This window comes from Micromonospora sp. NPDC049523 (assembly GCF_040676775.1).
GTDB lineage: Bacteria > Actinomycetota > Actinomycetes > Mycobacteriales > Micromonosporaceae > Micromonospora_G.
Window position 1 is genome coordinate 79562 of record NZ_JBFAPP010000002.1, and the last position, 23023, is coordinate 102584.

A 23023-nucleotide genomic window follows, 5' to 3' on the forward strand; every position below is an offset into this window, starting at 1 on the left:
GGAGGCATAGCATGCCGTGGGTGGAGACTGACTGCTTGTTCTGCCGGATCGTGGCCGGCGAGATCCCGGCGACCGTGGTCCGGGAGACCGACACGATGCTCGCCTTCCGCGACATCTCGCCGAAGGCGCCGGTGCACATCCTGGTGATCCCGAAGGAGCACTTCGTGGATGTGGCGACGCTGGCCCAGGCCGACCCGGAGTTGGCGGGCGCGCTGCTGGAGACGGCGGCGACCGTGGCCGAGCAGGAGGGGCTGACCCTGGACGGCTTCCGGTTGATCTTCAACACCGGGCAGTGGGGCGGCCAGGAGGTTTTCCACGCGCACGCGCACCTGCTCGGCGGTGCCCCACTCGGCCCGATGCTGGCCGGCTGACCGCCGGCCGGGGCAACCGGCCCCTGCGGTTCAGCCGACGAATTCCACTCAGCCGAACTTCACTCGGCCGACGAATTCCGCGATCGCGCGGGTGAACTCCTCGGGCTGTTCGAGGTGGCCGAAGTGGCCGCTGTCCCTCAGCAGGACGTGCCGCGAGCCGGGGATGCCGTCGTGCAGCATGGTGGCCCACCGCGTACCGCAGATGAAGTCGTGCTCGCCGACGACGACCAGGGACGGTGCGGTGATCGAGCCGAGTTGGTCGCGTACGTCGAACGGGGTTGGTTCCTCACCGAGTTGCGGGCCGAGCCATCCGCGTACGGCGGCGCGCATCGGTGTGTACTCGCCTTCGCGGCCCCAGTAGTCGGCGAAGTAGACCGGCAGGATGCGCTGCAACTTGGTGCTGACCCAGTTGTCGTCCGGCGCGTCCGGCGTCTCCTGGAACGCCACGGCCACGTCGGCCGCCTCCGCTCGTTCTGGGTGCTGCTCGACGAAACGCTGGACGCCCGCCATCGCCTCGGCCCAGAACTCGGGGCCGGTGACCGGCGAGGTGTCGTACAGGATGAGGCCGGCCACCCGGTCGGGATGATCCAGGGCGTAGCGCTGGATCACGAAGCCGCCGTGCGAGTGCCCGAGCAGCAGCACCCGTTCCTGGCCGAGGTGCTCGACCACCCCGTGTAGGAAGCGGGAGTAGGTGTCGAGACGGTAGTCGCGGGGGTCGGCGAGCTGGCCGGACGCCCCGGTGCCGACCGGCTCCAGGTAGACCATGGTCAGGTGCGCTTCGAGCGTGGGCATCCGCAGGTACGCCCACTCGATCCCCGGGCCGCCGGAGTGCACGATGCAGACCGGTCCGGTGCCGGCGACGTGGTAGACCTGCCGTACGCCGTCGACGTCGATCTCGTGCGTGGCCGCGGTGAGGGCGGCGGCTGTGGTGGAACCCATCGGATGATCTCTCTCCCCGAACTGTGGCCTGACGAAGGCGAGCCTGAGCTGTCGCCTACGAGATGCCGCAGCGGCGGAAAAGTTCGACCTGCTGGCGTGAAATTCTCCGGTCAGGCGGCGGCCAGCGCCGGCTGCGGGTGGAACAGCCGCATCCGGGCGGTGCGTCCCTCGCGCAGGGTGTGCAGCCAGACCGCGCCGGGCGGGCAGTGGGTCGGGTCGTCCGGTGGGCTGATCAGGTCCGCTTCCCAGATCATCACGTCGCTGCTGGCCGCGACGTTGGTGATCCGCTGCCGTACGCCCGCGGCGAGGTCACGTTCCATCGCCGAGACCGCGAACTGGCGGCCGCCGGCCACCTGACCGTCGGGGGTGACGAACTGGGCGTCCGGCGTCCAGTGTTCCCGTACGAAGTCGGAGAAGTCGCCTCGGCCGGCGGTCACCAGCGCCTCCTCCGCCTCGCGTCGGCGGGCGGCGGTCAGCTCGGTGGCGTCGTCGTGGGCCAGGTTCGCCGTCTCGTGCAGCGCGGTGGCGAGCTTGCTCCTGGCCTGGCTCAACCGGCTGCGTACGGTGCCGACCGGGATCCCGCACAGGGCGGCGATCTGGTCGTACGACGACACGTGGCTGAAATACCTCAGCATGGTCACCAGGCGCACAGGTTCGGACAACTGACCCATCGCGTGCCAGATCCAGTCCCGCATCGACCGACTTTCCAGCAGGTCCTCCGGGGTGGGGTCGGCGGCCGGCAGGGCGAGCGCCTCCAGGTCGGCCATCGGCACCGTACGCGAGCGGCGCAGGCGCATCCGGGCACCGTTGCGTACGACCGCACGCAGCCAGGGGCCGACGGCCGCCGGGTCGCGCAGTTCACCGATCCGGCTCAGCGCGACCAGCACGGCGTCCTGCACCACGTCCTCCGCGTCCGGTCCGTACCCGAGCAGGCTCAGCGCCACCGCCTGCATGCCCGCCTGATGCCGCGACACCAGTAGACCCAGCGCGGTCGGGTCGCCGGACTGGGCGGCCCGTACCAGCTCGGCATCGGAATCCGGGGTGGCAACCACACCTGTCTCCTTCTCTCGCACACCTCTTCCGGGACTGGATGCGGGAGCGGTCCGGGAAGTTCGACGACGTGGCGAAATTAACTGTGGGTGATCGTCGTGGCGGTTCCACGCTACCCGGCGTAGAGAACGCCCGGCCGGTGCGGTTCCGGCCGGCCCGCCGATATCATCAGCGTGATCTTGACGGCGGCGGCGGAGGGTTGGCTTCGATGACCGAGGTGGGCCGGCGACTGACACGGATGACCCGGCAGGTGCAGGCGGAGGAGCGGGTGCCCGCGCTCTCGGTGGCGCTGCACCGGGCCGACCGCCCGCTCTGGACCCTGGCCGTCGGCGGGACCGGCAACAACGCACCGCTCGGGCCGCAGACCCCGTTCCGGATCGGCTCGGTGACCAAGACCTTCACCGCCGTACTGGTGATGCAGGCCCGCGACGACGGGCTGCTCGACCTGGACGACCCGATCGGGACCCACCTCGACCTGCCCGCGCACGGCGAGCTGACCGTACGCCGGTTGCTCTCGCACACCGCCGGGCTGCAACGCGAGCCGTACGGCGACGTCTGGGACACCCTGCGCGCGCCCGCCGTGGACGAACTCCTGGCCGAGCTGGACCGGGCCGAGCGGGTGTTGCCGCCGGCCCGCCGCTACCACTACTCCAACCTCGGGCTGGCGCTGCTCGGCCACGCGGTCGCCCGGCTGCGCGGCGGCACCTGGGCCGAGGTGCTCGCCGACCGGGTGCTCAACCCGCTCGGCCTGTCCGCGACCACGCTCGCCCCGGCACCGACCGCCGCGACCGGATTCCTGGTCGACACCTACTCCGACCACGCCCACCCGGAGCCGCCCACCGACTTCGGCGCGGTCGCCCCGGCCGCGCAGCTCTGGAGCACCGCACCGGACATGGCCCGGTGGGCAGCCTTCCTGGCCGACCCCGCCGCGGTCGACCCGGCGGGCGCGGTGCTGCGGCCCGACACCCTGGACGAGATGCGCTGGCCGCTGACGGTCACCGACCAGACGCTCTGGCACCGCACCTTCGGACTCGGGCTGATCATGGTCCCGCAGCCGGACCCGGTGACCGGGGCGGCGCGGCGGGTGGTGCACGTCGGGCACGACGGCGCCATGCCCGGCTTCCTGGCCGCCGTCTACGGCCGCCGGGGCGGACCCGGTACGCCGGGCGCGATGGGTGCCGCGGTGCTCGCCTCGTCCGGTACGGCCAGCGCGATCCTGGACCTGCCGCACCGCCTGCTCGACGCCGCCGTCGCCGACGACCCGGCCGAGATCGTCGCCTGGGCGCCCGGCGAACCCGCTCCCGAGCGTTACCGGGGCATGCTCGGCCGCTGGTGGGGCGAGGGCTACGAGTACGTCTTCGGCTGGCACGACGGAACCCTCCAGGCCCGGGGTGCCGACGCCCCGGCCGGCTGGCCCCCGTCGATCTTCGTGCCGCTGCCGGACCGGCCGGACGTGCTGCGTACGGTCTCCGGGCGGGAGACGGGTGAACTGCTCCGGCTGACCAGGGACGATCGGGGCACGGTGGTACGAATGCACTGGGCGACGTACCGGTTCACCCGGTCCCAGGAGACCTTCGACGGCTTCGACTTCCGAGCCGTCACCGAACGTCAGCCGTGACGTCGCCAGGTGTGGCGCCAGGTGGGGAAATGGGCGGCGCCCTGTCGGCGTTGAGCAGATACGATGGGAAAGTCGTCCGTACGCTGCGCCACCAGGGCGCGGCCATGAGATCGAGAGCAGGTGGCGTGGGGCCCGCCGGGCCCGACCTATGACCGGTACCCCACCTCCCGGCCAGGCCCGGGTGCAGACCAGGATCACCGTTCCTGACTCGCAGATCATGGTTAACCTGCTCGGGCCCGGAGACGAGGTTCTCCGCCTGGTCGAGCGCTCGATCAACAGCGACGTACACGTACGGGGCAACGAGATCACCATCACCGGCGCCCCGGCCGACAACGCGCTCGCCGAGCGGCTCTTCACCGAGCTGCTCGAACTGATCGAGAAGGGCGAGACACTGACCGTCGACGCCGTCCGGCGTACCGTCGGCATGCTCGAACAGGGCAGCGCCGAGCGGCCCGCCGAAGTGCTGACCCTCAATATCCTGTCCCGGCGCGGGCGCACCATCCGGCCCAAGACGCTCGGCCAGAAGCGCTACGTCGACTCGATCGACGGGCACACCATCGTCTTCGGCATCGGCCCCGCCGGTACCGGCAAGACCTACCTCGCCATGGCAAAGGCCGTCCAGGCGCTCCAGGCCAAGCAGGTCAACCGGATCATCCTGACCCGGCCGGCGGTCGAGGCGGGGGAGCGGTTGGGCTTCCTGCCCGGCACCCTCTTCGAGAAGATCGACCCGTACCTGCGCCCGCTCTACGACGCGCTGCACGACATGCTCGACCCGGACTCCATCCCGAAGCTGATGCAGGCCGGGACGATCGAGGTCGCGCCGCTGGCGTACATGCGGGGCCGTACGCTCAACGACGCGTTCATCATCCTGGACGAGGCGCAGAACACCACGCCCGAGCAGATGAAGATGTTCCTCACCCGACTCGGCTTCGGTTCCCGGATCGTGGTGACCGGTGACATCACCCAGGTCGACCTGCCCGGCGGCACCACCAGCGGCCTGCGGGTCGTACGCGACATCCTGGCGAACGTGGAGGACGTCCACTTCGCCCAACTCGCCAGCTCGGACGTCGTACGGCACCGACTGGTCGGTGACATCGTCGACGCCTACGCCCGGTGGGACGCCGAGCGGGAGGCGAAGCAGGCCCAGGGCGTGCACGCCGTGCCCGGAACTACCGCACAGGGTGGCCGCGCCAGCCGGCGCCGCTAGACCAGCAGCCCAAGAGAGCAGCAGGGGAACAAGTTGTCCATCGAGATCGCCAACGAGTCGGGCGCCGAGGTCGATACCGACGCGGTGCTCGCCGTCGCCCGCTACGCCCTGGACGAGATGGGGGTCAACCCCCTCGCCGAGCTGTCGGTGCTGCTCGTCGACATCGAGTACATGGCGGAGCTGAACCACCGTTGGATGGGCGGGGACGGTCCGACCGACGTACTCGCCTTCCCGATGGACGAGGGCAGCGTCGACCACGGCCCCGGCGAGGTCAGCGGCGGTGAGCCGGCGTTGCTCGGCGACATCGTGCTCTGCCCCGAGGTGGCGGCCAAGCAGGCGGCCACCGCCGGCCACTCGGCCGCCGACGAGCTGCACCTGCTCACCGTGCACGGGGTGCTGCACCTGCTCGGTTACGACCACGCGGAGCCGGAGGAGGAGCGCGAGATGTTCGCACTGCAGGCCAAGCTCCTCTCCGGGTGGCGAGCAGCGCGGGCCCAGTGATGCCGGACCACTTAGCCGCCGCCGGCGCCACCGCCGCCGGCCTGCCCGATCTGCAGCTCCTCTTCTTCGGCGCCGCCCTGGTGGTGCTCGCCGGGCTCTTCGCGATGACCGAGGCCGCGCTCGCCGCGGTCTCCCCGGCCCGTGCCGGTGAGCTGGCCCGGGACGGGGCACGCGGCGCGCGTACGCTCCAGATCGTCGCCGCCGACGCGGTCCGGCACCTCAACCTGTTGCTGTTGCTGCGGCTGCTCTGCGAACTGACCGCGACCACCCTCGTCGCGCTCGTCGCGGTCGACACCTTCGGCGCCGGCTGGCGGGCGGCACTGGTCACCGCCGGTGCGATGACCGTGGTCAGCTTCGTGGTCGTCGGTGTCGCACCGCGCACCATCGGCCGGCAGCACGCCTACGCGGTCGGCCGGGCGAGCGCACCGCTGGTGCGGTGGCTGGGCCGGGCGCTGAACCCGCTCGCCTCGCTGCTGATCCTGATCGGCAACGCGGTCACCCCCGGTCGGGGCTTCCGCGAGGGTCCGTTCGCCACCCAGGTGGAGTTGCGTGAGCTGGTCGACCTGGCCGAGCAGCGGGGCGTGGTCGAGCACGGCGAACGGCAGATGATCCACTCGGTCTTCGCCCTCGGTGACACCATCGCCCGCGAGGTGATGGTGCCGCGTACCGAGATGGTGTGGATCGAGGCGCACAAGAAACCGCCGCAGGCGATGCTGCTCTTCCTGCGCTCCGGTTTCTCCCGGATCCCGGTGATCGGCGAGAGCGTCGACGACGTGCTCGGTGTGCTCTACCTCAAGGATCTGATCCGGCGCACCCAGGGCGGCGACCCGGCCGCCGAGGAGGTGCCGGTCTCCGAACTGATGCGCGAGGCGACCTTCGTACCGGAGTCGAAACCGGTGGACGACCTGCTCTCCGAGATGCAGGCCGCCCGTACCCACCTGGTAATCGTCGTGGACGAGTACGGCGGCACCGGTGGCCTGGTCACCATCGAGGACATCCTGGAGGAGATCGTCGGCGAGATAACCGACGAGTACGACGTGGAACGCCCTCCGGTGCAACGCCTCGACGGCGGCGACGTACGCGTCACCGCCCGGCTCCCGGTCGAGGACCTCGGCGAACTCTTCGACGTGGAACTCCCCGCCGACGAGGTGGAAACCGTCGGTGGCCTGCTCGCCCAGGCGCTCGGCCGGGTGCCCATCCCGGGTGCCGCCGCCGAACTGGGCGGCCTGCGACTCATCGCCGAAGGCACCACCGGGCGGCGTAACCGGATCGATTCGGTGCTGGTCAGCCGGCTCGCCACCGGCGACAAGGACGACCCGGCGAACCGAGGCGACGGCGGCGACCGCGAGTCGCGCAGGAACACCGAACAGAGCAAGTCCCAGAAGCAGAAACAAGACCGATCCGAGGAGAGGCAACCCGCTGATGCCTGAGTCGTACGCCGTATCCGCCGCCGCACCGGCCGGGCCGATCGGCTCCGCCGCGGCGCCCGCCGAGTTGAGCGCCGAGGACGCCAAGCTGGTCGTCCTGGCGCGGGGCGCGCGCGCCCGGATCGGCGCGGTGGAAGGAGCGGCCGTACGCGACCAGGACGGCAGGACGTACGCCGCGGCCAGCGTCAGCCTGCCCTCGCTGACCATCACCGCCCTCCAGTTGGCGGTCGCCTCGGCGGCTGCCGCCGGTGCCAGCCGCCTGGAGGCCGCCGCGGTCGTCACCGAGGCGTCGACGCTCGACGGTGCCGGGCACGCAGCCGTACGCGACCTGGCCGCCGAGGCGCCGATCCACGTCGCCGCCCCGGACGGCACCCTGCTCGGCACGGTGCTCGCGTGAGCGGCCGGATGCCGACCCCGCGCGGGGTCCGTGGCGCGGACGGGACCAACGGCCAGCCGTACCGGGCGGGCTTCGCCTGCTTCGTCGGACGGCCCAACGCTGGCAAGTCGACCCTGACCAACGCGATCGTCGGACAGAAGATCGCCATCACCTCCAGCAAGCCGCAGACCACCCGGCACGTCATCCGGGCCGTACTGCACCGGCCGGAGGCCCAGCTCGTCCTGGTCGACACCCCCGGCCTGCACCGCCCCCGTACGCTGCTCGGCGAGCGACTCAACGACCTGGTCCGGTCCACCTGGAGCGAGGTCGACGTGATCGGCCTCTGCGTGCCGGCGAACGAGCCGGTCGGACGCGGCGACCGGTTCATCACCGGCGAGTTGGCCGAGCTGAAGGCCAGCGTGATCGCCGTCGTCACCAAGACCGACCTGGTCGACAAGAAGCGGCTGGCCGAGCAGTTGCTCGCGGTCAACGAGATGGGCGAGTTCGCGGCCGTGGTGCCGGTCAGCGCGGTCTCCGGCCACCAGGTCGACACCCTCGTCGACGTGATGACCGGCTACCTGCCGCCGTCGCCGCAGCTCTACCCCGACGACATGCTCACCGACGAACCGGAGCAGGTGCTGGTCGCCGAGCTGATCCGGGAGGCGGCGCTGGAGGGCGTACGCGACGAACTGCCGCACTCGATCGCGGTGGTGGTCGAGGAGATGGTCCCCGAGGACAAGCTCATCCGGATCTACGCCGATGTCTACGTGGAGCGGCCCAGCCAGAAGGCGATCGTGATCGGCCACCAGGCCAGCCGGCTCAAGGACGTCGGCACCCGGGCCCGGCAGCAGATCGAGGAACTGCTCGGCAGCCGGGTCTACCTCGACCTGCACGTACGGGTCGCGAAGGACTGGCAGCGGGACCCGAGGCAGTTGCGCAAGCTCGGCTTCTGACAGCGGGGGGCGGGCCTGGCCCGGGAACCGCTCGTCACCGGATCAGCCGGCCCCAGGTGCTGGGTCTGGCGTTGGCGTCCCACGCGCATACACGCGATCGCTTCTAGGCGATATAGCCGAATCCTATGGGATTGTTCACCTGTGGGACACCCCGTGCATCGTTCGAACGGTGGACAGGCAGGGTAGGAAAACGTACGACCCCCTGTCGCCCCGGTTCAGATGCAGGCTGATGCGAAACAGATACGTAGATCTCCTCCGTTTTCTGGCAATCATCCGAGTTGTCGTCTACCACACCACCGGTTGGGCGTTCCTGACCATCGCGTTCCCGGCGATGTCGGTGATGTTCGCCCTCGCCGGATCGCTGATGGCAGCGTCCCTCGACCGCTCCGGTGTCGGGGCGGTGGGCCGCCGGTTACGCCGCCTGCTCCCGTCGCTCTGGCTGCTCGCCGCGTTCTTCGTACCGGCGATGCTGCTCACCGGACTACCGGTCAACTGGCGGCTACTGCTCTGGGTCGCACCGATCGCCGACCCGCCGAGCAACGGCTGGGGTGCGCTCGCGTTGAGCGCCATCTGGTACCTGCGCGACTACCTCTGGTTCGTACTGGTGTCGCCGCTGGCCCTGTGGCTGTTCCGGCGCTTCCCGCTGCCCACCCTGGCGGCACCGTACGTGCTGCTGGTCGTGGTGGAGTTCGGCTTCCCGAGCGCACCGAACGTGCTGCGCGACTTCGGGCTCTACTTCGGAGCGTGGCTGATCGGCTTCGCGCACCACGACGGCATGCTGCGGCGGCTCTCCCGGCGGGTGCTGATCCCGGTCGCCGGCACGCTCGCGGCCCTCGGCGCGGCATGGATCTTCACCCATCCGGGTCCGCGGGGCTTCGACCTCAACGACATCCGGCTCGGCAATGGACTCTGGTCCGCCGGCTTCACCCTGCTGCTGCTCGGTCTCGCCCCGGCCGGTGCCGCCTGGGTGGACCGCAACGAGATCTTCAGCCGGGCGGTGACGGTGCTCAACCGGCGGGCGCTGACGGTCTACCTCTGGCACATGCCGATCGTGATCGGCCTGACGGCGTTGATGGTGCGCGCCGGCTGGAGCCTGACCGACGCGACCGGCGTCACCGTACGGCTGGTCGTGGTCAGCACCCTGGTCGCGCTGGCCACCGCGCTCTTCGGCTGGATGGAGGACCTGGCCGCACGCCGCCGTACCGCCCTGCTGCCCGGCGGCGAGACGAGCCGGCCCCGGCCCAGCCCGGCCCGCCCGGTCATCCCGACCCAGCGGACCGGACCCGCGCCCGGCCGCCGATCCGGCGACCGCGATGGCCCCGCCCGGCCGGGAACCGTGGATCGGGACCGGAGTGGGCCGGCCCGTCCGGAGACCGTGGACCGCGGGGGTGCAGCGGCGGTTCCGCAAACCGTCGACCGGACCGGATCCGGGCGGTGAACCGGGCCGCGGGGGAGTGGACCGGGTCAGCGGGGAGTGATCGTGATGTCCCCGCTGGCGGTCTGCAGGTCGAGCCGGTTCGTGGCGGTCGGGTCGTCGGCCAGCTCCGAGCGGGCGGTGCCGGACGAACTCGTGGACCGGACCCGGTACGCCCCGGCCGGCACGGTCAGCTCGATCGAACCACTGGACGCGCGGGCGTTCACCGAGCCCGCCGTGTCCAGGGTCAGCACGATGTCGCCGGAACCGGTGGTGGCGTCGACCGTACCGCCGAGACCGTGGCCGTTCACCGAGCCCGAACCGGTGCGTACGGTCGACGCGGTGCCGACCCGGCTGAGGTCGATGTCGCCCGAACCGGTCTGCGCCCGGACCGTGCCGCTCGCGCCGATCAGGGTGATGTCGCCGGATCCGACCTTGACGTCCACGTCACCGACATCGGACAGCTCGATGTCACCGGACCCGTTCTCACCGCTGACCGAGACTCCGGTCGGGGCGACGATCTCGTACGAGACACCGCAGCGGGACCCGCAGTCGGTGTCGATCCGCAGTTCGGTGCCCTCGATCACGTAGGTGGAGCCGGGCTCGGAGCCCCAGTACCGAACCACCCGTTTGATCCGTACGTCGGACACCGCCGCGGTCGACACCACGACGTCACCCGAGCCCGGCTCCAGCGCGATCTTGGTGATCTTGACTGCTTCGGTCTGGTCGAAGTCGAGCCGCCGCTGCCCCACGGAGAACCCGTCGCAGCCGGCCAGGATGCCCAGGGTGAGCGCGCCCGCCGTGACGGCGGTGACGATCCGGAACATGGTCATACAGACGAGGCTAGGAGCCGGCAGCCATCCGGACATCAGGGAGGAGCCACGCATCCATCCCGGAGAAGACCCTGAGAACGCACTCAGGGTCACACCGCCCCGACCCGGGTGTGCGGGGCAGGACCGGGGGCGGGGGAGAATGGTCGGATGGCCGGGTACCGCAGACAGCTCTACCGCGACGACGCGTTGGTGCTGCGCGTACAGAAGCTCGGTGAATCCGACCGGATCATCACCCTGCTGACCCGGCGGCACGGCCGGCTGCGGGCGGTCGCCCGAGGGGTACGCCGGACCACCTCCCGCTTCGGCGCCCGGCTGGAACCCTTCGGCCACGTCGACCTGCAACTCGCCGGTGACCCGCAGGGCAACATCGGCAGCGCCTTGCACACGGTCAGCCAGGTCGAGGGAATCGACCTGTACGGGCGGCGGTTCCTCGAGGACTACCCCCGCTACACCACCGCCAGTGCGATCGCCGAGACCGCCGAGCGGCTCACCCCGGTGGAACGTGAACCGTCGCTGCGGCTGTTCCAGCTCACCCTCGGCGCACTGCGCGCGCTGGCCGAGGGGAGCCACGCGAGCAGCCTGGTGCTCGACGCGTACCTGCTGCGTGGGATGGCGCTGGCCGGCTGGGCGCCGGCTCTGGTCGCCTGTGCCGTCTGCGGCACCCCCGGACAGCACCGGGCTTTCTCCGTACCGGCCGGGGGTTGTGTCTGCCCGGACTGCCGACCACCCGGCGCGGCCCACCCGGCCCCGGCCACCATCGATCTGATGTCCGCGCTGACCACCGGCGACTGGCGGGTGGCCGACGCGACCGAGGTCAACCACCGGCGCGAGTGCAGCGGCCTGGTCGCCGCTCACCTGCAATGGCACCTGGAACGCGCGCTACGCTCGCTGCCGTTGGTTGATCGAGACGACCGGTCCGTCCGGACCGATCTGAACGAACCGGCCGGGACCTCGGAGTACGGGCCGGAGCAGGGGGAGACAGCGCAGTGATCCGATCCATGACCCGCGGAGCGCGTCGGCAGCCGATGGCGCCGACCCCGCACCCGTCCGGTGCCCGTCCGCCGGCCCTGCCCGCGGACGCCCTGCCCAAGCACATCGCGGTCGTGATGGACGGCAACGGACGGTGGGCCAAGGACCGGGGCCTGCCCCGTACCAAGGGACACGAGGCCGGCGAGTTCTCCCTGTTCGACACGATCGAGGGCGCGATCGAGCTGGGCGTGCCCTACCTGTCGGCGTACGCGTTCTCCACCGAGAACTGGCGGCGCTCGCCGGACGAGGTGCGCTTCCTGATGGGCTTCAACCGGGACGTGATCCGGCGCCGTCGCGACCAGCTGGTCGACCTCGGCGTACGGGTGGTCTGGTCCGGGCGGGCCGGGCGGCTCTGGAAGAGCGTGATCTCCGAGCTGCAGACCGCGGAGGAGATGTCCCGCGACAACACCAAGCTGACGCTCCAGTTCTGCGTCAACTACGGCGGTCAGGCCGAGATCGCCGACGCGGCGGCGGCCATCGCCCGGGACGTCGCGGCCGGCAAGGTCGACCCGGCGAAGGTCAACGAGAAGATGGTCGCCCGGTACCTCTACCACCCCGAGGTGCCCGAGGTCGATCTCTTCCTGCGCCCCTCCGGCGAGCAGCGGACCTCGAACTTCCTGCTCTGGCAGAGCGCGTACGCCGAGCTGATCTACCTGGACGTGCTCTGGCCCGACTTCGACCGCCGCCACCTCTGGTACGCCTGCGAGCTGTACGCCCAGCGCGACCGCCGCTTCGGCGGGGCCCTGCCGAACCCGGTGGCGCCGAGCTAGCCAGGCCGTAGTCCGCGCAGCAGCAGTTTGACCAGTCGGCGCGGGTCGTAGCACGGGTCGCTGTCCCGTCCGATGCAGAGGTTGCCGATGCCGCGCATCAGTTCGTAGGGCTCTGTGCCGGGCCTGATTTCGCCCGTGTCGACCGAGGCGTCGAGCAGTTGCCCGCAGACGGGCACCAGCCGGTCGAGGAAGTACGTGTGCAGCGCCTCGAAGCCGCTGCTGTCCGACTGCATGGCGTTGGCGAGCCCGTGCTTCGTGACCAGGAAGTCGACGAACAGGTCCACCCACTGGCGCAGCGCCGCGTACGGGGATTCGGCGCCGGCCAGCAGGGTCGGGCCGGCCTCGGCGCACGCCTCGACCTGGTGCCGGTAGACGGCGACGACAAGATCCGCCCGAGTGGGGAAGTGGCGGTAGATCGTCCCCATCCCGACGCCCGCTCTGGTCGCGATCTCCCGGATCGGCGCGTCGACGCCGGAGGTGACGAACACCTCGGCGGCGGCGGCAAGCAGCGTCTGCTGGTTGCGTAGCGCGTCGGCCCGCTTGTTCCGGGCCGGCACCTCCCCGGACGGGCTCGTAGTCGACACCACGCTCTCCTTCCGATTCCCTGCTGGCCGTTGCCGCGCCCCTGGTCGAGGGGTGGCGGCCGGCTCCGGCCGTTGACAAAGCGGAACAGTGCTCCGTATATTAATCGGAGCGACGTTCCGCTTCAGCGTAGCCGAAGCCGGCCGTCGCGACCGCCTCACCCCACCGCCGCTCGTACGGGACCGGCGGCAGAGGCCATCGAAGGGAAATATGCATCATGAGTGAATCGACCTACCCAGCCGGCAACTCACCCACCCAGGTCCTCTCGGTCAGCCCGGTGGTGCTGCCGGCTCCCGACCGCGCGGTGGACCTGGAACTGCGGATCTCCGCGCCGGTGACCGGCGGCGAGCTGCCGATCATCCTGCTCTCGCACGGCCACGGCCCCTCGAACAACCTCTCCTCGCTCAACGGCTACGCCCCGCTCGCCAACTTCTGGGCGGCCCACGGCTTCGTCGTGATCCAGCCCACCCACCTGAGCTCCAGGACGCTGAGCCTGCCCCCCGACACCCCGGGAGCGCCGCTGTACTGGCGATCACGGGCCGCGGACATGACCCGCATCCTCGACCACCTCGACGTGATCGAGGCCGCCGTCCCGCAGCTACTCGGGCGCCTGGACCGGAGCAGGGTCGCCGTGGCCGGGCACTCGATGGGCGGGCACACCGCGAGCCTGCTGCTCGGCGCCCGGCTCACCGACCCGGACGACGGCACGGAGGTGAACCTGGCCGAGCCCCGGATCAGGGCGGGTGTGCTGCTTGCTGCGCCCGGCCGGGGCGGCGACGCCCTCAGCGCGTACGCGGCCGAGAACTACCCCTTCTTCCTGACCACGGACTTCTCGCAGATGACAACACCCACCCTCGTGGTCGTCGGGGACAAGGACAGCTCGACCCACCTGACGGTCCGGGGCCCGGACTGGCACCTCGATCCGTACCTGCTCTCGCCGGGGCGCAAGGACCTGCTCACCCTGTTCGGCGCGGAGCACGGGCTCGGCGGGATCTCCGGCTACGACGTCGCCGAGACCACGGACGAGAACCCCGAACGGGTCTCGGCGGTCCAGCGGCTCACCTCGGCGTACCTCCGGTCGCAGCTCCACGCCGGGGATTCCGCCTGGCAGGCGGCGCGGGACGCACTGGCGGCGGACCCCGATCCGCTCGGACGGGTCGAGTCCAAGTAACTCGGACGAGTCCAGGTAACTCGGTCGAGTCCAGGTAACTCGGACGGGTCGAGGTTCGGAGTCGACCCGACCACGTCGGGCGCGGTGCGGTCAGGCGATACTGGGCGCGGCCATCCGGTCGGTCCCGGCGAGGATGCGTACGACCGGTTCCACCGCGCTGAGGTCGGTGAGGACCATCTGGGCGCCGGCCGCGGCCAGGTCGGCGGCGGAGGTGGAGCCGGTGGCCACACCGACGGCGGTTACCCCGTTGGCGAGGGCGCCGGCCACATCGTGCACGGTGTCGCCGATGACCAGGATGTCGGTCGGGGCGAAGCGGTGGCCGTACTTGGCCTCGGCCAGGTCGCGGCACCGTCGGACCAGGGCCGCGCGTACGGTGTCGTGCCGGCCGTAGCCGCCGATGTCGAGATCCAGTTCGGCGCCGAGGCCGAGCGCGGCGAGTTTGTCCGCGGCGACGGGCGGGATGTTGCCGGTCACCAGGGTCTGGACGACGTGGGGGTGACCGGCCAGCCCGGCGAGCACCGCGCCGACACCCGGTAGTACCCGTCCCTGTTCGGCGATCAGATGCCGGCGGGCGGCGAGCGCGGCGGCGTACCGGTGGAAGAACTCCTCCAGGTACGGCTCGTAGTCGGCGACGCCGTGCGTGGTGAACGCCTCGGCGGCCAGGTCGCGATCGGTCCGACCGGCCGAGTACGGCATCCGCTGCCAGGCCACCCCGGTCAGCGCGGTGAACGCCTCGGCGTACGCGAGCTTCGCCGCAGCCCCGGTCTGCACCAGTGTCCCGTCGATGTCCCACATCAACAGCCGTGGCGCCGCCGCCACCGGATCCGTGGGCACGGACTGGGCCGGGGTGCTCATCCCTGGCCCAGCCGGGCCTCGATGTGCGCCACCTTCGCGGTCATCGCGTCGGTCACACCGGCCCGGATGTCCGCCTTGAGGACCAGGCTCACCCGCGGCGACTGCTCGGCGAGTACGTCGACCGCGCGTCTCACCACCGCCATCACCTCGTCCCACTCGCCCTCGATCAGGGTGAACATGGCGTTGGTTTCGTTCGGCAGTCCCGACTCCCGGACCACCCGGACGGCCTCGGCCACCGCATCACCCACGGACTCGCCGCCGCCGAGTGGACTCACCGAAAACGCGATCAGCATGTCGTTGATGGTCGCACTGTCACCCGGCCCGGACCACCGTGATCGCCGCTGTGGAGATAAATCGGATGCGCCGGGGGAAGCCGTGCGGTTAGCGTGGGATCCATGCGCTACTGACGCCTTTGTGCACCGTGCCGGCCCGCCGCCTTTGCGCCGTGGGCCCGTGCCGGGGCGTCCGCGCTCTCCGTCACCGTCTCGACCGTTCGATCGTCGACACCGTTGGCGGGTCGCCGCTGCACAGGACGCTCCGGGCACTCCCTTTCTCACCTGACCGCCCCGGCGTGAGCAGGGCGGAGATCTTCGGAGGAGGCCAGGATGCCTGGTAAGCGAGACTCTCGTAGCAACCGTCAGCGCAAGAGTGGGGCCGCGTTCGCCGTACCGGTGGAGCAGCGGGAACTCGACGTGACCGGGAAACTCGGACCGATCGAGGTGCCGGAGACCGGCGAACCGGCGTCACCCGCACCGGCCGCGCCGAAGGCCGGCCCGCCGGTACGGGGTGGGCGCTCGGGTGGTGTCGGGCGGTCCCAGGCCGCCCGTTCCACCCGCCAGTACGCCTTCCGCCGTAGCTGATCCCCGCTGCATCTGGGTGGTGCAAGGAGGGGCCCCTTCCTGTCTTTCCCGGACAGGAAGGGGTCCCTCCTACTACTGGCTGGCCTCGTCAGTGCCGGGGAGGGCGGGTGGTTGGCCCAGGGCCTGGGCGATGGCCAGGACGTCCTGGTATTCGCGCCAGAGCACCACCTGCCCGCCCCGAACCCGCAGTACGGCGATGAAGCTGGCGGCGGCGCTCCGGTTGGTGGTGGTGACCGTGCCGGCCAACTCGTACTCGACGACGATCGTCTCCGGGTCGGCCGTTTCGTGGACCACCACGTTGCGGCACTCCTCGAACCGTGCCGGCAGGGCGGCCCGCCCGGCCTCGGTGAAGGCCCGGCACGCCGCCCGCCCCTCGACCCGTCGCGGTCGACCCGGTGCCGCGAACGGCGTCTCGATCACGACGTCTTCGGCCAGGTCGTCGCCGAAGGTGCTGACGGTGTTGGCCAGCCAGCGCTGTTGCATGCGGGCAAAGATCTCGTGTGGTCCGGCGAGCGTGTCGACGTCGTTCGATCCGGTCATGAGCTTCTCCTGTCCCGGAGAGTAATGTGAGCCGAGGCTCGACTTAAGAGCGAAAATAGTGAGTCGCCACTCACCTTGTCAATGATCGAGGAAGATCAATCATGATCGCGCCACCCCCGCGGCCACCCGTAGGCAGCAGCAGCGACGCTCCCAAGCCCCTGCGAGCCGATGCCCGGCGCAACCGGACCCGCATCCTCGACGCGGCCGAAGCGGTCTTCTCCGAGGGCGGCGCGGCCGCGTCGACCGAGGAGGTCGCCAACCGGGCCGGAGTGGCCATCGGCACGGTCTTCCGGCACTTCCCGACCAAGACGGACCTGCTCGCCGCGATCATGAAGGAACTGCTGCGACGGCTCACCGACGACGTGCGTACGCTCGACAACGACGGCGACGCCGCCACCGGCCTGTTCACCTTCTTCGCCCGGATGGTCGCCGAGTCGGCGGCAAAGAGGACCGTCGTCCAACTGCTGGCCGACGCGGGCGTCGGCGTCGACCTCGGCGACTCGGTCCGAGCCCTCCAGGAGGCGGTCGGCGCGCTGCTGGCCCGCGCCCAACGGGCCGACGTGGTACGCGCCGACGTGCGACTCGACGAGGTGATGGCCCTGCTGGTCAGCACGTGTCAGGGGGCGCTCCACGCCGGCTGGGACGCCGACCTGCAGCGCCGTACGCTCGCGGTCGTCTTCGCCGGACTCCGTCCGGCCCCGGAGGGTACGGCGAGCCGGCGCTGAGCAGGGGGGCCACCTCGGCAGTGGCTGAAAAATGGCGTTCCGGCGTGGGCGGTGGCTGCTCCGGGCTACGGTGCGCGGGTGCCACCGGGGCCAACCGAGGAGGTGGGGTCATGGTCACCCGTCAGGTCCTACGGACCGAGTATCAGGCGCGCCGGCTCACCATCCCGGTGGACGCACCCTTCGACGACTTCCGGCGGCGGTACGAGGAAGCCGTACCGGTGTTCGACCCCGCCGCCTTCAAGCCCCTGTACGACCGGAAGGCGGACTGGTCGGAGTGGCTCGACGTGACGCACCGGGCGGCGCCGTACGACTTCCTCCGTTACTGGCAGATCGACGCGCAGCCGATGATGGGGATCGCGGGTGACCCGGCCGACTGCGCCCAGTACCTGATGGGCAACCACACCGTCGCCGAGCGGATGTTCCGGCACGACCCGACCGTCTTCCTGTACGTGCCGCTGCGGGTCAACATCAGCGACGACGGCAGCACCGGCACCTGGTTCTCGATCGACCAGCCGAGCTGCACGCTGGGCTCGTACGGCCGCCCGGAAATCACCTCGGTCGCGGTCGAGCTGGACCACAAGGTCGGCCAGCTGCTCGAACACCTGGGTGTGGCCGTACCGCCGGACCTGCTGTCCTGACCGCGCCCGGCGCGGGCGCGGTCAGGGTCGGCGGGGTCAGCTCGCGGCGGGCGACGGGGCGGGGCTGAGCACCTTGCACGCGTCCAGGGCGGCGCTGACCTTCGGGTCGGTGGTGTTCAGGTCGGGCGCGAGCGTCACACCATGGTCGGTGAGACAGTTCGCGTACGCGCCGCCGGGTGCGGCCCCGCCACCGGGACGGGCGCCCTGGCCTCGGCCGGGACCGCCGCTGGGCAGGGCGGAGGCGCACGCCTGCTGCGCCTTCTGCCAGGTCGCTTCGTCCACACCGGACGGTCGCAACCCGCCGAACCCGCCGCCGGGTCCCCGATTGCCGCCCGGCCAGCCGGACGCACCTGGCGACGGCTGGCCGGACGGGCGCCCGGAGGGGAAGCGGGACGGCCGTCCGGACGGAAAGCCGGACGGTCGACCGGAGCCGTCGGGCCGGGGTCGCGCGGACGGCCGCCCGCCGGGCAGGTTGTCAGGTACGTCGATGCCCTGTTGTTTGAGGCAGCCGACGTACGCGGCGAAGGCGTCGGGTCGACCACTCGACGCCGGTGCCGCCGCATCCTGACCGCTGGTGTCGGCGCCGCCGCAGGCCGTCGCGAGGATCAGGGCCGCCGACCCCGCCGCCGCGGTCAACGTCCAGCGCGCCCGCCAGCTCAACACCGCCACCGGTACCTCCCTCTGGGTTGACGCCACCGGGACGGAGAGGGTGAGAGGGGCCCCGGGGCGCGTCCACAGAAAACCGGCACCACCTCCGGGCCAGATAGGACCAAGCTCGACGCCGGCTGGGAATCGCCGCACGAACCACCCGCCGCCGCCCGCCGGTTCCGCATCGGTTTCGCATCCGGTTCCGGCCCCGGCCCCGGCTCCGGCTCGGTTCCGGCCCCGGCCCCGGCTCCGGCTCGGTTCCGGCCCCGGCCCCGGCTCCGGCTCGGTTCCGGCCCCGGCCCCGGCCCCGGCTCCGGCTCGGTTCCGGCCCCGGCTCCGGCTCGGTTCCGGCCCCGGCTCCGGCTCGGTTCCGGCCCCGGCTCCGGCTCGGTTCCGGTTCCGGCTCGGTTCCGGTTCCGGCTCGGCTCCTGCTCCCAGCGGTTGTTTCGGGGGACTCTCAGCTAATTCCGAGGTACGGCCGAGTCAGCCCCGAGCCGGGGCGACGACACTCGCCCGTCATGGGGATCGGCCTGAGTGCGTCGGGGCGTGCCGGACGCGGCCGGCGGGTGTGGTGGTTTTCCGGTGTCGTGGTCGTCGTGCTCGTACTGTCCGGCTCGGTTGCCGCGTACGCGTTGACCGGCGACGACGGTGAGCCGTCCCGCCCGGCGGCGACTGCCCGGGTGGACCGGGGCGACGTCACGCTCGCCATCGCCACCACCGGCGCGCTGCGACCGGCACAGACCCGCAGTCTCGGATTCACCGGCGCCGGTACGGTCACCGAGGTCAAGGTACGCGCGGGTGACCAGGTGAGCGCCGGTCAGTTGCTGGCCCGGCTCGACCCCGCCGACGCCCAACAGCGCGTCGACTCCGCCCGGGACGCGCTCGCCGAGGCGCGGACCGCGCTCGACGCCGCCGAGCAGCGACAGGCCACCCCGTCCACCACCTGCGCCCCGGCAACCGGCACCGGCAGCGGCGGTACGGGCGGGGGAGCAGGCGCGACGCCGAGCAGGTCCGCCACGCCGAGCAGGTCCGTCACGCCGAGCAGGTCCGCCACGCCGAGCAGGTCCGTCACGCCGAGCAGGTCCGTCACGCCGAGCAGGTCTGTCACGCCGAGCGCGTCCAGCCATCCCGGCTCGCCGACGCCGAGCCCGGCCGCCACGTCGGGCTGGGCGTCGGCACCGACCGGGACCGGGCAGACCGCTGGCCAGCCCTCGGGCGGTGCGCGGGACTGCGCCGGCCGCGGCGGCTCCGCGTCGGCGGGCGGCCCGGACCCCGTACTGCGGGCGTCTCAGCAGGTGACCAACGCCCAGCTCAACCTGGACAACGCCTCGGATGCGCTGGCCGGCACCAGCATCACCGCGCCGATCGCCGGCAAGATCCTTTCCGTCGCCGGAGGAGTCGGCGCGGTGGTGGGCGGCGGCAGTTCCTTCATCACGCTGGGCGACGTGGCCGGGATGGAGGTCGAGGCGAGTTTCCCCGAGGCGGACGCGGGGCGGCTCGCCGTCGGCCTCACCGCCACCGTGACCCTGGCGAACCGGCCCGGCGAGGAGTTCCCGGCCACGGTGACCCAGGTCGATCCGGTCGGCACCGTCGACGGGCAACTCGTCCGGTACGGCGCCCTGCTCAGCTTCGCGCAGGTGCCCGCCGACGCGCTGGTCGGGCAGAGCGCGAACGCCCGGGTGACGATCGAGTCGGTGCCGGGCGTGCTGCGGGTGCCCGCCACCGCCGTCCACTTCACCGGGGCCGAGCAGAGCGGCGGCGGGCCGGCGACCGGCCAGGTGCAGGTCCGGACCCCGGCCGGCGGCACCGAGGCCCGCCAGGTGACCACCGGCGTACGGGGTGACCAGTACGTCGAGATCACCGACGGCCTCGCCGAAGGGGACGAAGTCGTACTCGGCTGGTGATTCCCCAGCTCATCGTGACCCGGCTCCCAGGTCGCTCCCAGCGGGCTCGGCTAAAGATGACGCGGAGTTCGAGGGGGAGGAGGTCGACGGGTGCGCCCATCGGCAGGAGCGTCGGCCCGGCGGTCGACCAGGGTGCTCGTCGTGGACGACGAGCCGAACATCTGCGCGTTGCTGTCGGCGACCCTGCGGCTGATCGATTTCGAGGTGCGGATCGCGTACGGCGGGCACGAGGCGCTGACCGCCGCCGCCGAATTCGAGCCGGACCTCGTGGTGCTCGACGTGATGATGCCGGACCTGGACGGCTTCCAGGTGGCCCGGCGGTTGCGGACGGCGGCCGACGGCCGGGGCGTACCGGTGCTCTTCCTGACCGCGCGGGACGCGGTGGAGGACCGGATCTCCGGGCTGACCGTCGGTGCCGACGACTACGTCACCAAGCCGTTCAGCCTGGAGGAGGTCGTGCTGCGGATCCGGGCCATCCTGCGGCGCAGCCGGGTCGAGCCGGAGCCGGGTGTGATCCACTATGCCGACTTGGAGCTGAACGAGGACGCGCACGAGGTACGCCGCGCGGGCCGGTTGGTGGACCTGTCGCCGACCGAGTTCAACCTGCTGCGCTACCTCATGGTCAACGCCGGTCGGGTGGTCAGCAAGGCACAGATCCTGGACCGGGTGTGGAGTTACGACTTCGGCGGCGACGGCCGGATCGTCGAGTCGTACGTCTACTACCTGCGCAAGAAGATCGACCGGTGGGATCCGCCACTGATCCAGACGGTACGGGGCGTGGGGTATGCGCTCCGGCTGCCTCGACCGGCCGGCGAATGACCGGCCGGCCCGGCCAGCCCGGCGGTCACGCCCCACCGGGTGGGACCGCCGTACCCGGCTGGCCGCCCCCGCCACCGCCCGACTGGACGGCGGCACCCCCGGTCGGGCGGTGGCGGCGGCGACTGGCCCGGGTACGCAGGTGGAGCCACTGGACACTGCGTGCCCGGCTGGTGGTGGTGATCGCCGTACTGACCGCGATCGCGTTGATCGTGGCGAACGCGGCCGGGCTGGTGTTGCTGCGGTCGTACCTCACCGACCGGGTGGACGAGCAGCTGGCGCGGTCGATCCGCCCGTACATCGCGGGTCTGGTGCCGGACTTCGGACCCGGGGCGGCCCGCGGCGGCCGACCCGCTCCCGCCGGTGGCCCCGGCCAGGCAGTGGTGATCTACGGCCCGGACGGGCGGGTGCTGGTCGCCGTCCTGTCCCACGAGGAACTCTCCCCACCCGACCTGACCGGCTTCACCGACCTGGCCGAGCGCCGTGAACCGTTCACGGTCGACTCGGCGGACTCGCACAGCAGCTGGCGGGTGCTGGCCGCACCGACCGCGAACGGCGGGCTGGCCGTGGTGGCGTCCTCGCTGCGCGACGTCGACGCCACCGCCGACGGTCTGTTGCTTATCGACGGCGCGGTGATGCTGCTGGTCCTGCTCGTGCTCGGCCTGGTCGCCGCCCTGGTGGTACGGATCGGACTGCGCCCGCTGACCCGGATGGAACGCATCTCCAGCGAGATCACCGCCGGCAACCTGGCCCGGCGGGTGGAGGACGCCGACCCGCACACCGAGCCGGGACGGCTGGGCATCGCGCTCAACGTCATGCTCGACCGGATCGGCGCCGAGATGGCCGCCCGTACGGTCTCCGAGCAGCGGTTGCGGCAGTTCGTCGCGGACGCCTCGCACGAGTTGCGTACGCCGCTCACCTCGATCCGCGGCTTCGCCGAGCTGTACCGGCGCGGCGGGACGCCACCCGGGCCGGTGCTGGACGAGGCCATGAGCCGGATCGAGAACGAGGCGGCCCGGATGGGCCTGCTCGTCGAGGACCTGCTGCAACTCGCCCGGCTGGACCTGAGCCGGCCGATGCGCCGGGCACCGGTGGACCTGCTGGCGATCGCCGCCGACACCATCCGGGACGCGCACGCCCGCCGGCCCGACCGCCCGGTCCGGCTGGTCCCGCTCGGCACCGCCCCGAAGCCCGGCGGCGGCCCGGATCCGTCCGGCCCCGATCCGTCCGGCCCGGATCCGTCCGGCCCGGATCCGTCCGGCCCCGATCCGTTCGGCGGCGGGCTGGAACAGGTGACCGTGCTCGGCGACGAGCACCAGTTGCGGCAGGTGGCGACGAACCTGGTCACGAACGCGCTGCAACACACCCCGCCGAACGCCGACATCACCGTCCGGGTCGGCCACTTCACCGCCGCTGATCCCGCCCTGCCCGGCAGCGGACCCGAGTACGCGGTGCTGGAGGTCTCCGACACCGGTCCGGGCGTACCGCCCGAGCACGCGGGCCGGATCTTCGAACGGCTCTACCGGGTCGACCAGAGCCGTACCCGTACTCCCGGTGTCGGTTCCGGGTTGGGGCTGGCCATCGTGGCGGCGATCGTGCACGCCCACGGCGGCCGGGTCGACCTGGTCGGCCCGCCCGGCACCGGCGCCACCTTCCGGGTGGTGTTACCGACCATGATGGACCCCGCTCCGGTCAGCCCCGCCGAACAGGTCACCACCACGCCCGACGGCAGCCCGCCGCCCGAGCACGCGGGTGGTTCCCAGCTTGCTCCGAGCTGACGCCGGGGCTGTTCCGAG

The 23023-nt window shown here is 71.6% G+C and carries 25 protein-coding genes; 17 read left to right on the forward strand and 8 right to left on the reverse strand.

The features are described from left to right. Positions 1-20 precede the first annotated feature (20 nt). A complete protein-coding gene (locus AB0J90_RS02860) occupies positions 21-371 on the forward strand; it encodes a histidine triad nucleotide-binding protein (protein ID WP_326556271.1) in 351 nt (116 codons plus the stop codon). Between the two features lie 48 nt (positions 372-419). Here AB0J90_RS02860 and AB0J90_RS02865 read toward each other — a convergent pair whose 3' ends face one another. Next, complete coding sequence (locus AB0J90_RS02865) at positions 420-1310, reverse strand: alpha/beta hydrolase (protein WP_363591521.1); 891 nt, start codon at positions 1308-1310, stop codon at positions 420-422. Between the two features lie 110 nt (positions 1311-1420). Continuing rightward, on the reverse strand, positions 1421-2362 hold the full coding sequence (locus tag AB0J90_RS02870) for a sigma-70 family RNA polymerase sigma factor (RefSeq protein WP_363591523.1): 942 nt from the start codon (positions 2360-2362) through the stop codon (positions 1421-1423). Between the two features lie 206 nt (positions 2363-2568). Here AB0J90_RS02870 and AB0J90_RS02875 point away from each other — a divergent pair, with 206 nt between their 5' ends. From AB0J90_RS02875 to AB0J90_RS02905, 7 genes are all read left to right on the forward strand, one after another. Beyond that, the gene (locus AB0J90_RS02875; RefSeq protein ID WP_363591525.1) at positions 2569-3978 is read left to right on the forward strand and encodes a serine hydrolase; all 1410 of its coding nucleotides are present in this window, start codon (positions 2569-2571) and stop codon (positions 3976-3978) included. Between the two features lie 148 nt (positions 3979-4126). Further along, positions 4127-5185 (forward strand): PhoH family protein, encoded by a 1059-nt coding sequence (locus tag AB0J90_RS02880; RefSeq protein ID WP_363591527.1) that lies wholly within the window; start codon positions 4127-4129, stop codon positions 5183-5185. Between the two features lie 33 nt (positions 5186-5218). After that, positions 5219-5686, forward strand: coding sequence for an rRNA maturation RNase YbeY (gene ybeY, locus AB0J90_RS02885; RefSeq protein ID WP_326556276.1), 468 nt, complete (start codon positions 5219-5221; stop codon positions 5684-5686). Next, complete coding sequence (locus tag AB0J90_RS02890; RefSeq protein WP_363591529.1) at positions 5686-7116, forward strand: hemolysin family protein; 1431 nt, start codon at positions 5686-5688, stop codon at positions 7114-7116. Before ybeY ends, AB0J90_RS02890 begins: the two co-directional genes overlap by 1 nt. Further along, the gene (locus AB0J90_RS02895) at positions 7109-7510 is read left to right on the forward strand and encodes a cytidine deaminase (protein WP_363591531.1); all 402 of its coding nucleotides are present in this window, start codon (positions 7109-7111) and stop codon (positions 7508-7510) included. The genes AB0J90_RS02890 and AB0J90_RS02895 overlap by 8 nt, the downstream gene beginning before the upstream one ends. Positions 7511-7518: 8 nt before the next feature. Next, entirely contained in the window at positions 7519-8442 is a 924-nt protein-coding gene (gene era, locus AB0J90_RS02900) for a GTPase Era (protein WP_363592161.1), read from the forward strand. 229 nt (positions 8443-8671) lie between these two features. Beyond that, the gene (locus AB0J90_RS02905; protein ID WP_363591533.1) at positions 8672-9880 is read left to right on the forward strand and encodes an acyltransferase family protein; all 1209 of its coding nucleotides are present in this window, start codon (positions 8672-8674) and stop codon (positions 9878-9880) included. Positions 9881-9906: 26 nt separating this feature from the next. Here the strand turns inward: AB0J90_RS02905 and AB0J90_RS02910 are convergent, their stop codons facing one another. Continuing rightward, a complete protein-coding gene (locus AB0J90_RS02910) occupies positions 9907-10689 on the reverse strand; it encodes a DUF4097 family beta strand repeat-containing protein (protein WP_363591535.1) in 783 nt (260 codons plus the stop codon). A gap of 147 nt (positions 10690-10836) precedes the next feature. On the opposite strand from AB0J90_RS02910, the gene recO reads away from it, so the two are divergent. Then, complete coding sequence (gene recO / locus AB0J90_RS02915) at positions 10837-11679, forward strand: DNA repair protein RecO (protein WP_363591537.1); 843 nt, start codon at positions 10837-10839, stop codon at positions 11677-11679. 35 nt (positions 11680-11714) lie between these two features. Further along, on the forward strand, positions 11715-12488 hold the full coding sequence (locus tag AB0J90_RS02920; RefSeq protein ID WP_363592163.1) for an isoprenyl transferase: 774 nt from the start codon (positions 11715-11717) through the stop codon (positions 12486-12488). Here the strand turns inward: AB0J90_RS02920 and AB0J90_RS02925 are convergent. Continuing rightward, positions 12485-13072: a TetR/AcrR family transcriptional regulator gene (locus AB0J90_RS02925; RefSeq protein ID WP_363591539.1), complete on the reverse strand. Its 588-nt coding sequence runs from the start codon at positions 13070-13072 to the stop codon at positions 12485-12487. The two genes, AB0J90_RS02920 and AB0J90_RS02925, sit on opposite strands and share 4 nt — an antisense overlap. Before the next feature lie 215 nt (positions 13073-13287). On the opposite strand from AB0J90_RS02925, the gene AB0J90_RS02930 reads away from it, so the two are divergent. Further along, a complete protein-coding gene (locus AB0J90_RS02930; RefSeq protein WP_363591541.1) occupies positions 13288-14241 on the forward strand; it encodes a chlorophyllase in 954 nt (317 codons plus the stop codon). 90 nt (positions 14242-14331) lie between these two features. Here the strand turns inward: AB0J90_RS02930 and AB0J90_RS02935 are convergent, their stop codons facing one another. Both AB0J90_RS02935 and AB0J90_RS02940 read right to left on the reverse strand, forming a co-directional pair. Then, positions 14332-15096, reverse strand: a complete 765-nt coding sequence (locus AB0J90_RS02935; RefSeq protein ID WP_363591543.1) for a haloacid dehalogenase-like hydrolase — start codon at positions 15094-15096, stop codon at positions 14332-14334. Then, a complete protein-coding gene (locus AB0J90_RS02940; protein ID WP_363591545.1) occupies positions 15093-15389 on the reverse strand; it encodes an MTH1187 family thiamine-binding protein in 297 nt (98 codons plus the stop codon). The genes AB0J90_RS02935 and AB0J90_RS02940 overlap by 4 nt, the downstream gene beginning before the upstream one ends. Positions 15390-15701: 312 nt before the next feature. Between AB0J90_RS02940 and AB0J90_RS02945 the strand changes: the two genes are divergently transcribed. Further along, positions 15702-15956 carry a hypothetical protein gene (locus AB0J90_RS02945; protein WP_363591547.1) on the forward strand — a complete coding sequence of 85 codons (255 nt, stop codon included), beginning with the start codon at positions 15702-15704 and terminating at the stop codon, positions 15954-15956. Between the two features lie 72 nt (positions 15957-16028). Here the strand turns inward: AB0J90_RS02945 and AB0J90_RS02950 are convergent, their stop codons facing one another. Further along, positions 16029-16496, reverse strand: coding sequence for a nuclear transport factor 2 family protein (locus tag AB0J90_RS02950; protein ID WP_363591549.1), 468 nt, complete (start codon positions 16494-16496; stop codon positions 16029-16031). A 101-nt stretch (positions 16497-16597) separates the two neighbouring features. On the opposite strand from AB0J90_RS02950, the gene AB0J90_RS02955 reads away from it, so the two are divergent. Together AB0J90_RS02955 and AB0J90_RS02960 are read left to right on the forward strand one after the other, a co-directional pair. Then, the gene (locus tag AB0J90_RS02955; RefSeq protein WP_363591551.1) at positions 16598-17221 is read left to right on the forward strand and encodes a helix-turn-helix domain-containing protein; all 624 of its coding nucleotides are present in this window, start codon (positions 16598-16600) and stop codon (positions 17219-17221) included. Between the two features lie 110 nt (positions 17222-17331). Next, the gene (locus tag AB0J90_RS02960; protein ID WP_363591553.1) at positions 17332-17859 is read left to right on the forward strand and encodes a hypothetical protein; all 528 of its coding nucleotides are present in this window, start codon (positions 17332-17334) and stop codon (positions 17857-17859) included. Positions 17860-17895: 36 nt separating this feature from the next. Here the strand turns inward: AB0J90_RS02960 and AB0J90_RS02965 are convergent, their stop codons facing one another. Further along, positions 17896-18528, reverse strand: coding sequence for a hypothetical protein (locus AB0J90_RS02965; protein WP_363591555.1), 633 nt, complete (start codon positions 18526-18528; stop codon positions 17896-17898). Between the two features lie 497 nt (positions 18529-19025). Here AB0J90_RS02965 and AB0J90_RS02970 point away from each other — a divergent pair, with 497 nt between their 5' ends. From AB0J90_RS02970 to AB0J90_RS02980, 3 genes are all read left to right on the forward strand, one after another. Then, positions 19026-20411, forward strand: coding sequence for an HlyD family efflux transporter periplasmic adaptor subunit (locus tag AB0J90_RS02970; RefSeq protein WP_363591557.1), 1386 nt, complete (start codon positions 19026-19028; stop codon positions 20409-20411). 90 nt (positions 20412-20501) lie between these two features. After that, on the forward strand, positions 20502-21230 hold the full coding sequence (locus AB0J90_RS02975; protein WP_363591559.1) for a response regulator transcription factor: 729 nt from the start codon (positions 20502-20504) through the stop codon (positions 21228-21230). Further along, complete coding sequence (locus AB0J90_RS02980; protein WP_363591561.1) at positions 21227-23005, forward strand: HAMP domain-containing sensor histidine kinase; 1779 nt, start codon at positions 21227-21229, stop codon at positions 23003-23005. The genes AB0J90_RS02975 and AB0J90_RS02980 overlap by 4 nt, the downstream gene beginning before the upstream one ends. The last annotated feature ends 18 nt before the right edge of the window (positions 23006-23023 follow it).

Excerpts from the sequence above, each read along its gene's own strand:
- AB0J90_RS02935 (WP_363591543.1), bottom strand. The coding sequence starts at position 15,096 with ATGAGCACCCCGGCCCAGTCCGTGCCCACGGATCCGGTGGCGGCGGCG.
- AB0J90_RS02865 (WP_363591521.1), bottom strand. The coding sequence starts at position 1,310 with ATGGGTTCCACCACAGCCGCCGCCCTCACCGCGGCCACGCACGAGATC.
- AB0J90_RS02905 (WP_363591533.1), top strand. The coding sequence starts at position 8,672 with ATGCGAAACAGATACGTAGATCTCCTCCGTTTTCTGGCAATCATCCGA.
- AB0J90_RS02930 (WP_363591541.1), top strand. The coding sequence starts at position 13,288 with ATGAGTGAATCGACCTACCCAGCCGGCAACTCACCCACCCAGGTCCTC.
- recO (WP_363591537.1), top strand. The coding sequence starts at position 10,837 with ATGGCCGGGTACCGCAGACAGCTCTACCGCGACGACGCGTTGGTGCTG.
- AB0J90_RS02980 (WP_363591561.1), top strand. The coding sequence starts at position 21,227 with ATGACCGGCCGGCCCGGCCAGCCCGGCGGTCACGCCCCACCGGGTGGG.
- AB0J90_RS02920 (WP_363592163.1), top strand. The coding sequence starts at position 11,715 with ATGGCGCCGACCCCGCACCCGTCCGGTGCCCGTCCGCCGGCCCTGCCC.
- AB0J90_RS02890 (WP_363591529.1), top strand. The coding sequence starts at position 5,686 with ATGCCGGACCACTTAGCCGCCGCCGGCGCCACCGCCGCCGGCCTGCCC.
- AB0J90_RS02970 (WP_363591557.1), top strand. The coding sequence starts at position 19,026 with ATGGGGATCGGCCTGAGTGCGTCGGGGCGTGCCGGACGCGGCCGGCGG.
- AB0J90_RS02910 (WP_363591535.1), bottom strand. The coding sequence starts at position 10,689 with ATGACCATGTTCCGGATCGTCACCGCCGTCACGGCGGGCGCGCTCACC.
- AB0J90_RS02950 (WP_363591549.1), bottom strand. The coding sequence starts at position 16,496 with ATGACCGGATCGAACGACGTCGACACGCTCGCCGGACCACACGAGATC.
- AB0J90_RS02945 (WP_363591547.1), top strand. The coding sequence starts at position 15,702 with ATGCCTGGTAAGCGAGACTCTCGTAGCAACCGTCAGCGCAAGAGTGGG.
- AB0J90_RS02940 (WP_363591545.1), bottom strand. The coding sequence starts at position 15,389 with ATGCTGATCGCGTTTTCGGTGAGTCCACTCGGCGGCGGCGAGTCCGTG.
- AB0J90_RS02880 (WP_363591527.1), top strand. The coding sequence starts at position 4,127 with ATGACCGGTACCCCACCTCCCGGCCAGGCCCGGGTGCAGACCAGGATC.
- AB0J90_RS02955 (WP_363591551.1), top strand. The coding sequence starts at position 16,598 with ATGATCGCGCCACCCCCGCGGCCACCCGTAGGCAGCAGCAGCGACGCT.
- AB0J90_RS02895 (WP_363591531.1), top strand. The coding sequence starts at position 7,109 with ATGCCTGAGTCGTACGCCGTATCCGCCGCCGCACCGGCCGGGCCGATC.
- AB0J90_RS02875 (WP_363591525.1), top strand. The coding sequence starts at position 2,569 with ATGACCGAGGTGGGCCGGCGACTGACACGGATGACCCGGCAGGTGCAG.
- era (WP_363592161.1), top strand. The coding sequence starts at position 7,519 with ATGCCGACCCCGCGCGGGGTCCGTGGCGCGGACGGGACCAACGGCCAG.
- AB0J90_RS02960 (WP_363591553.1), top strand. The coding sequence starts at position 17,332 with ATGGTCACCCGTCAGGTCCTACGGACCGAGTATCAGGCGCGCCGGCTC.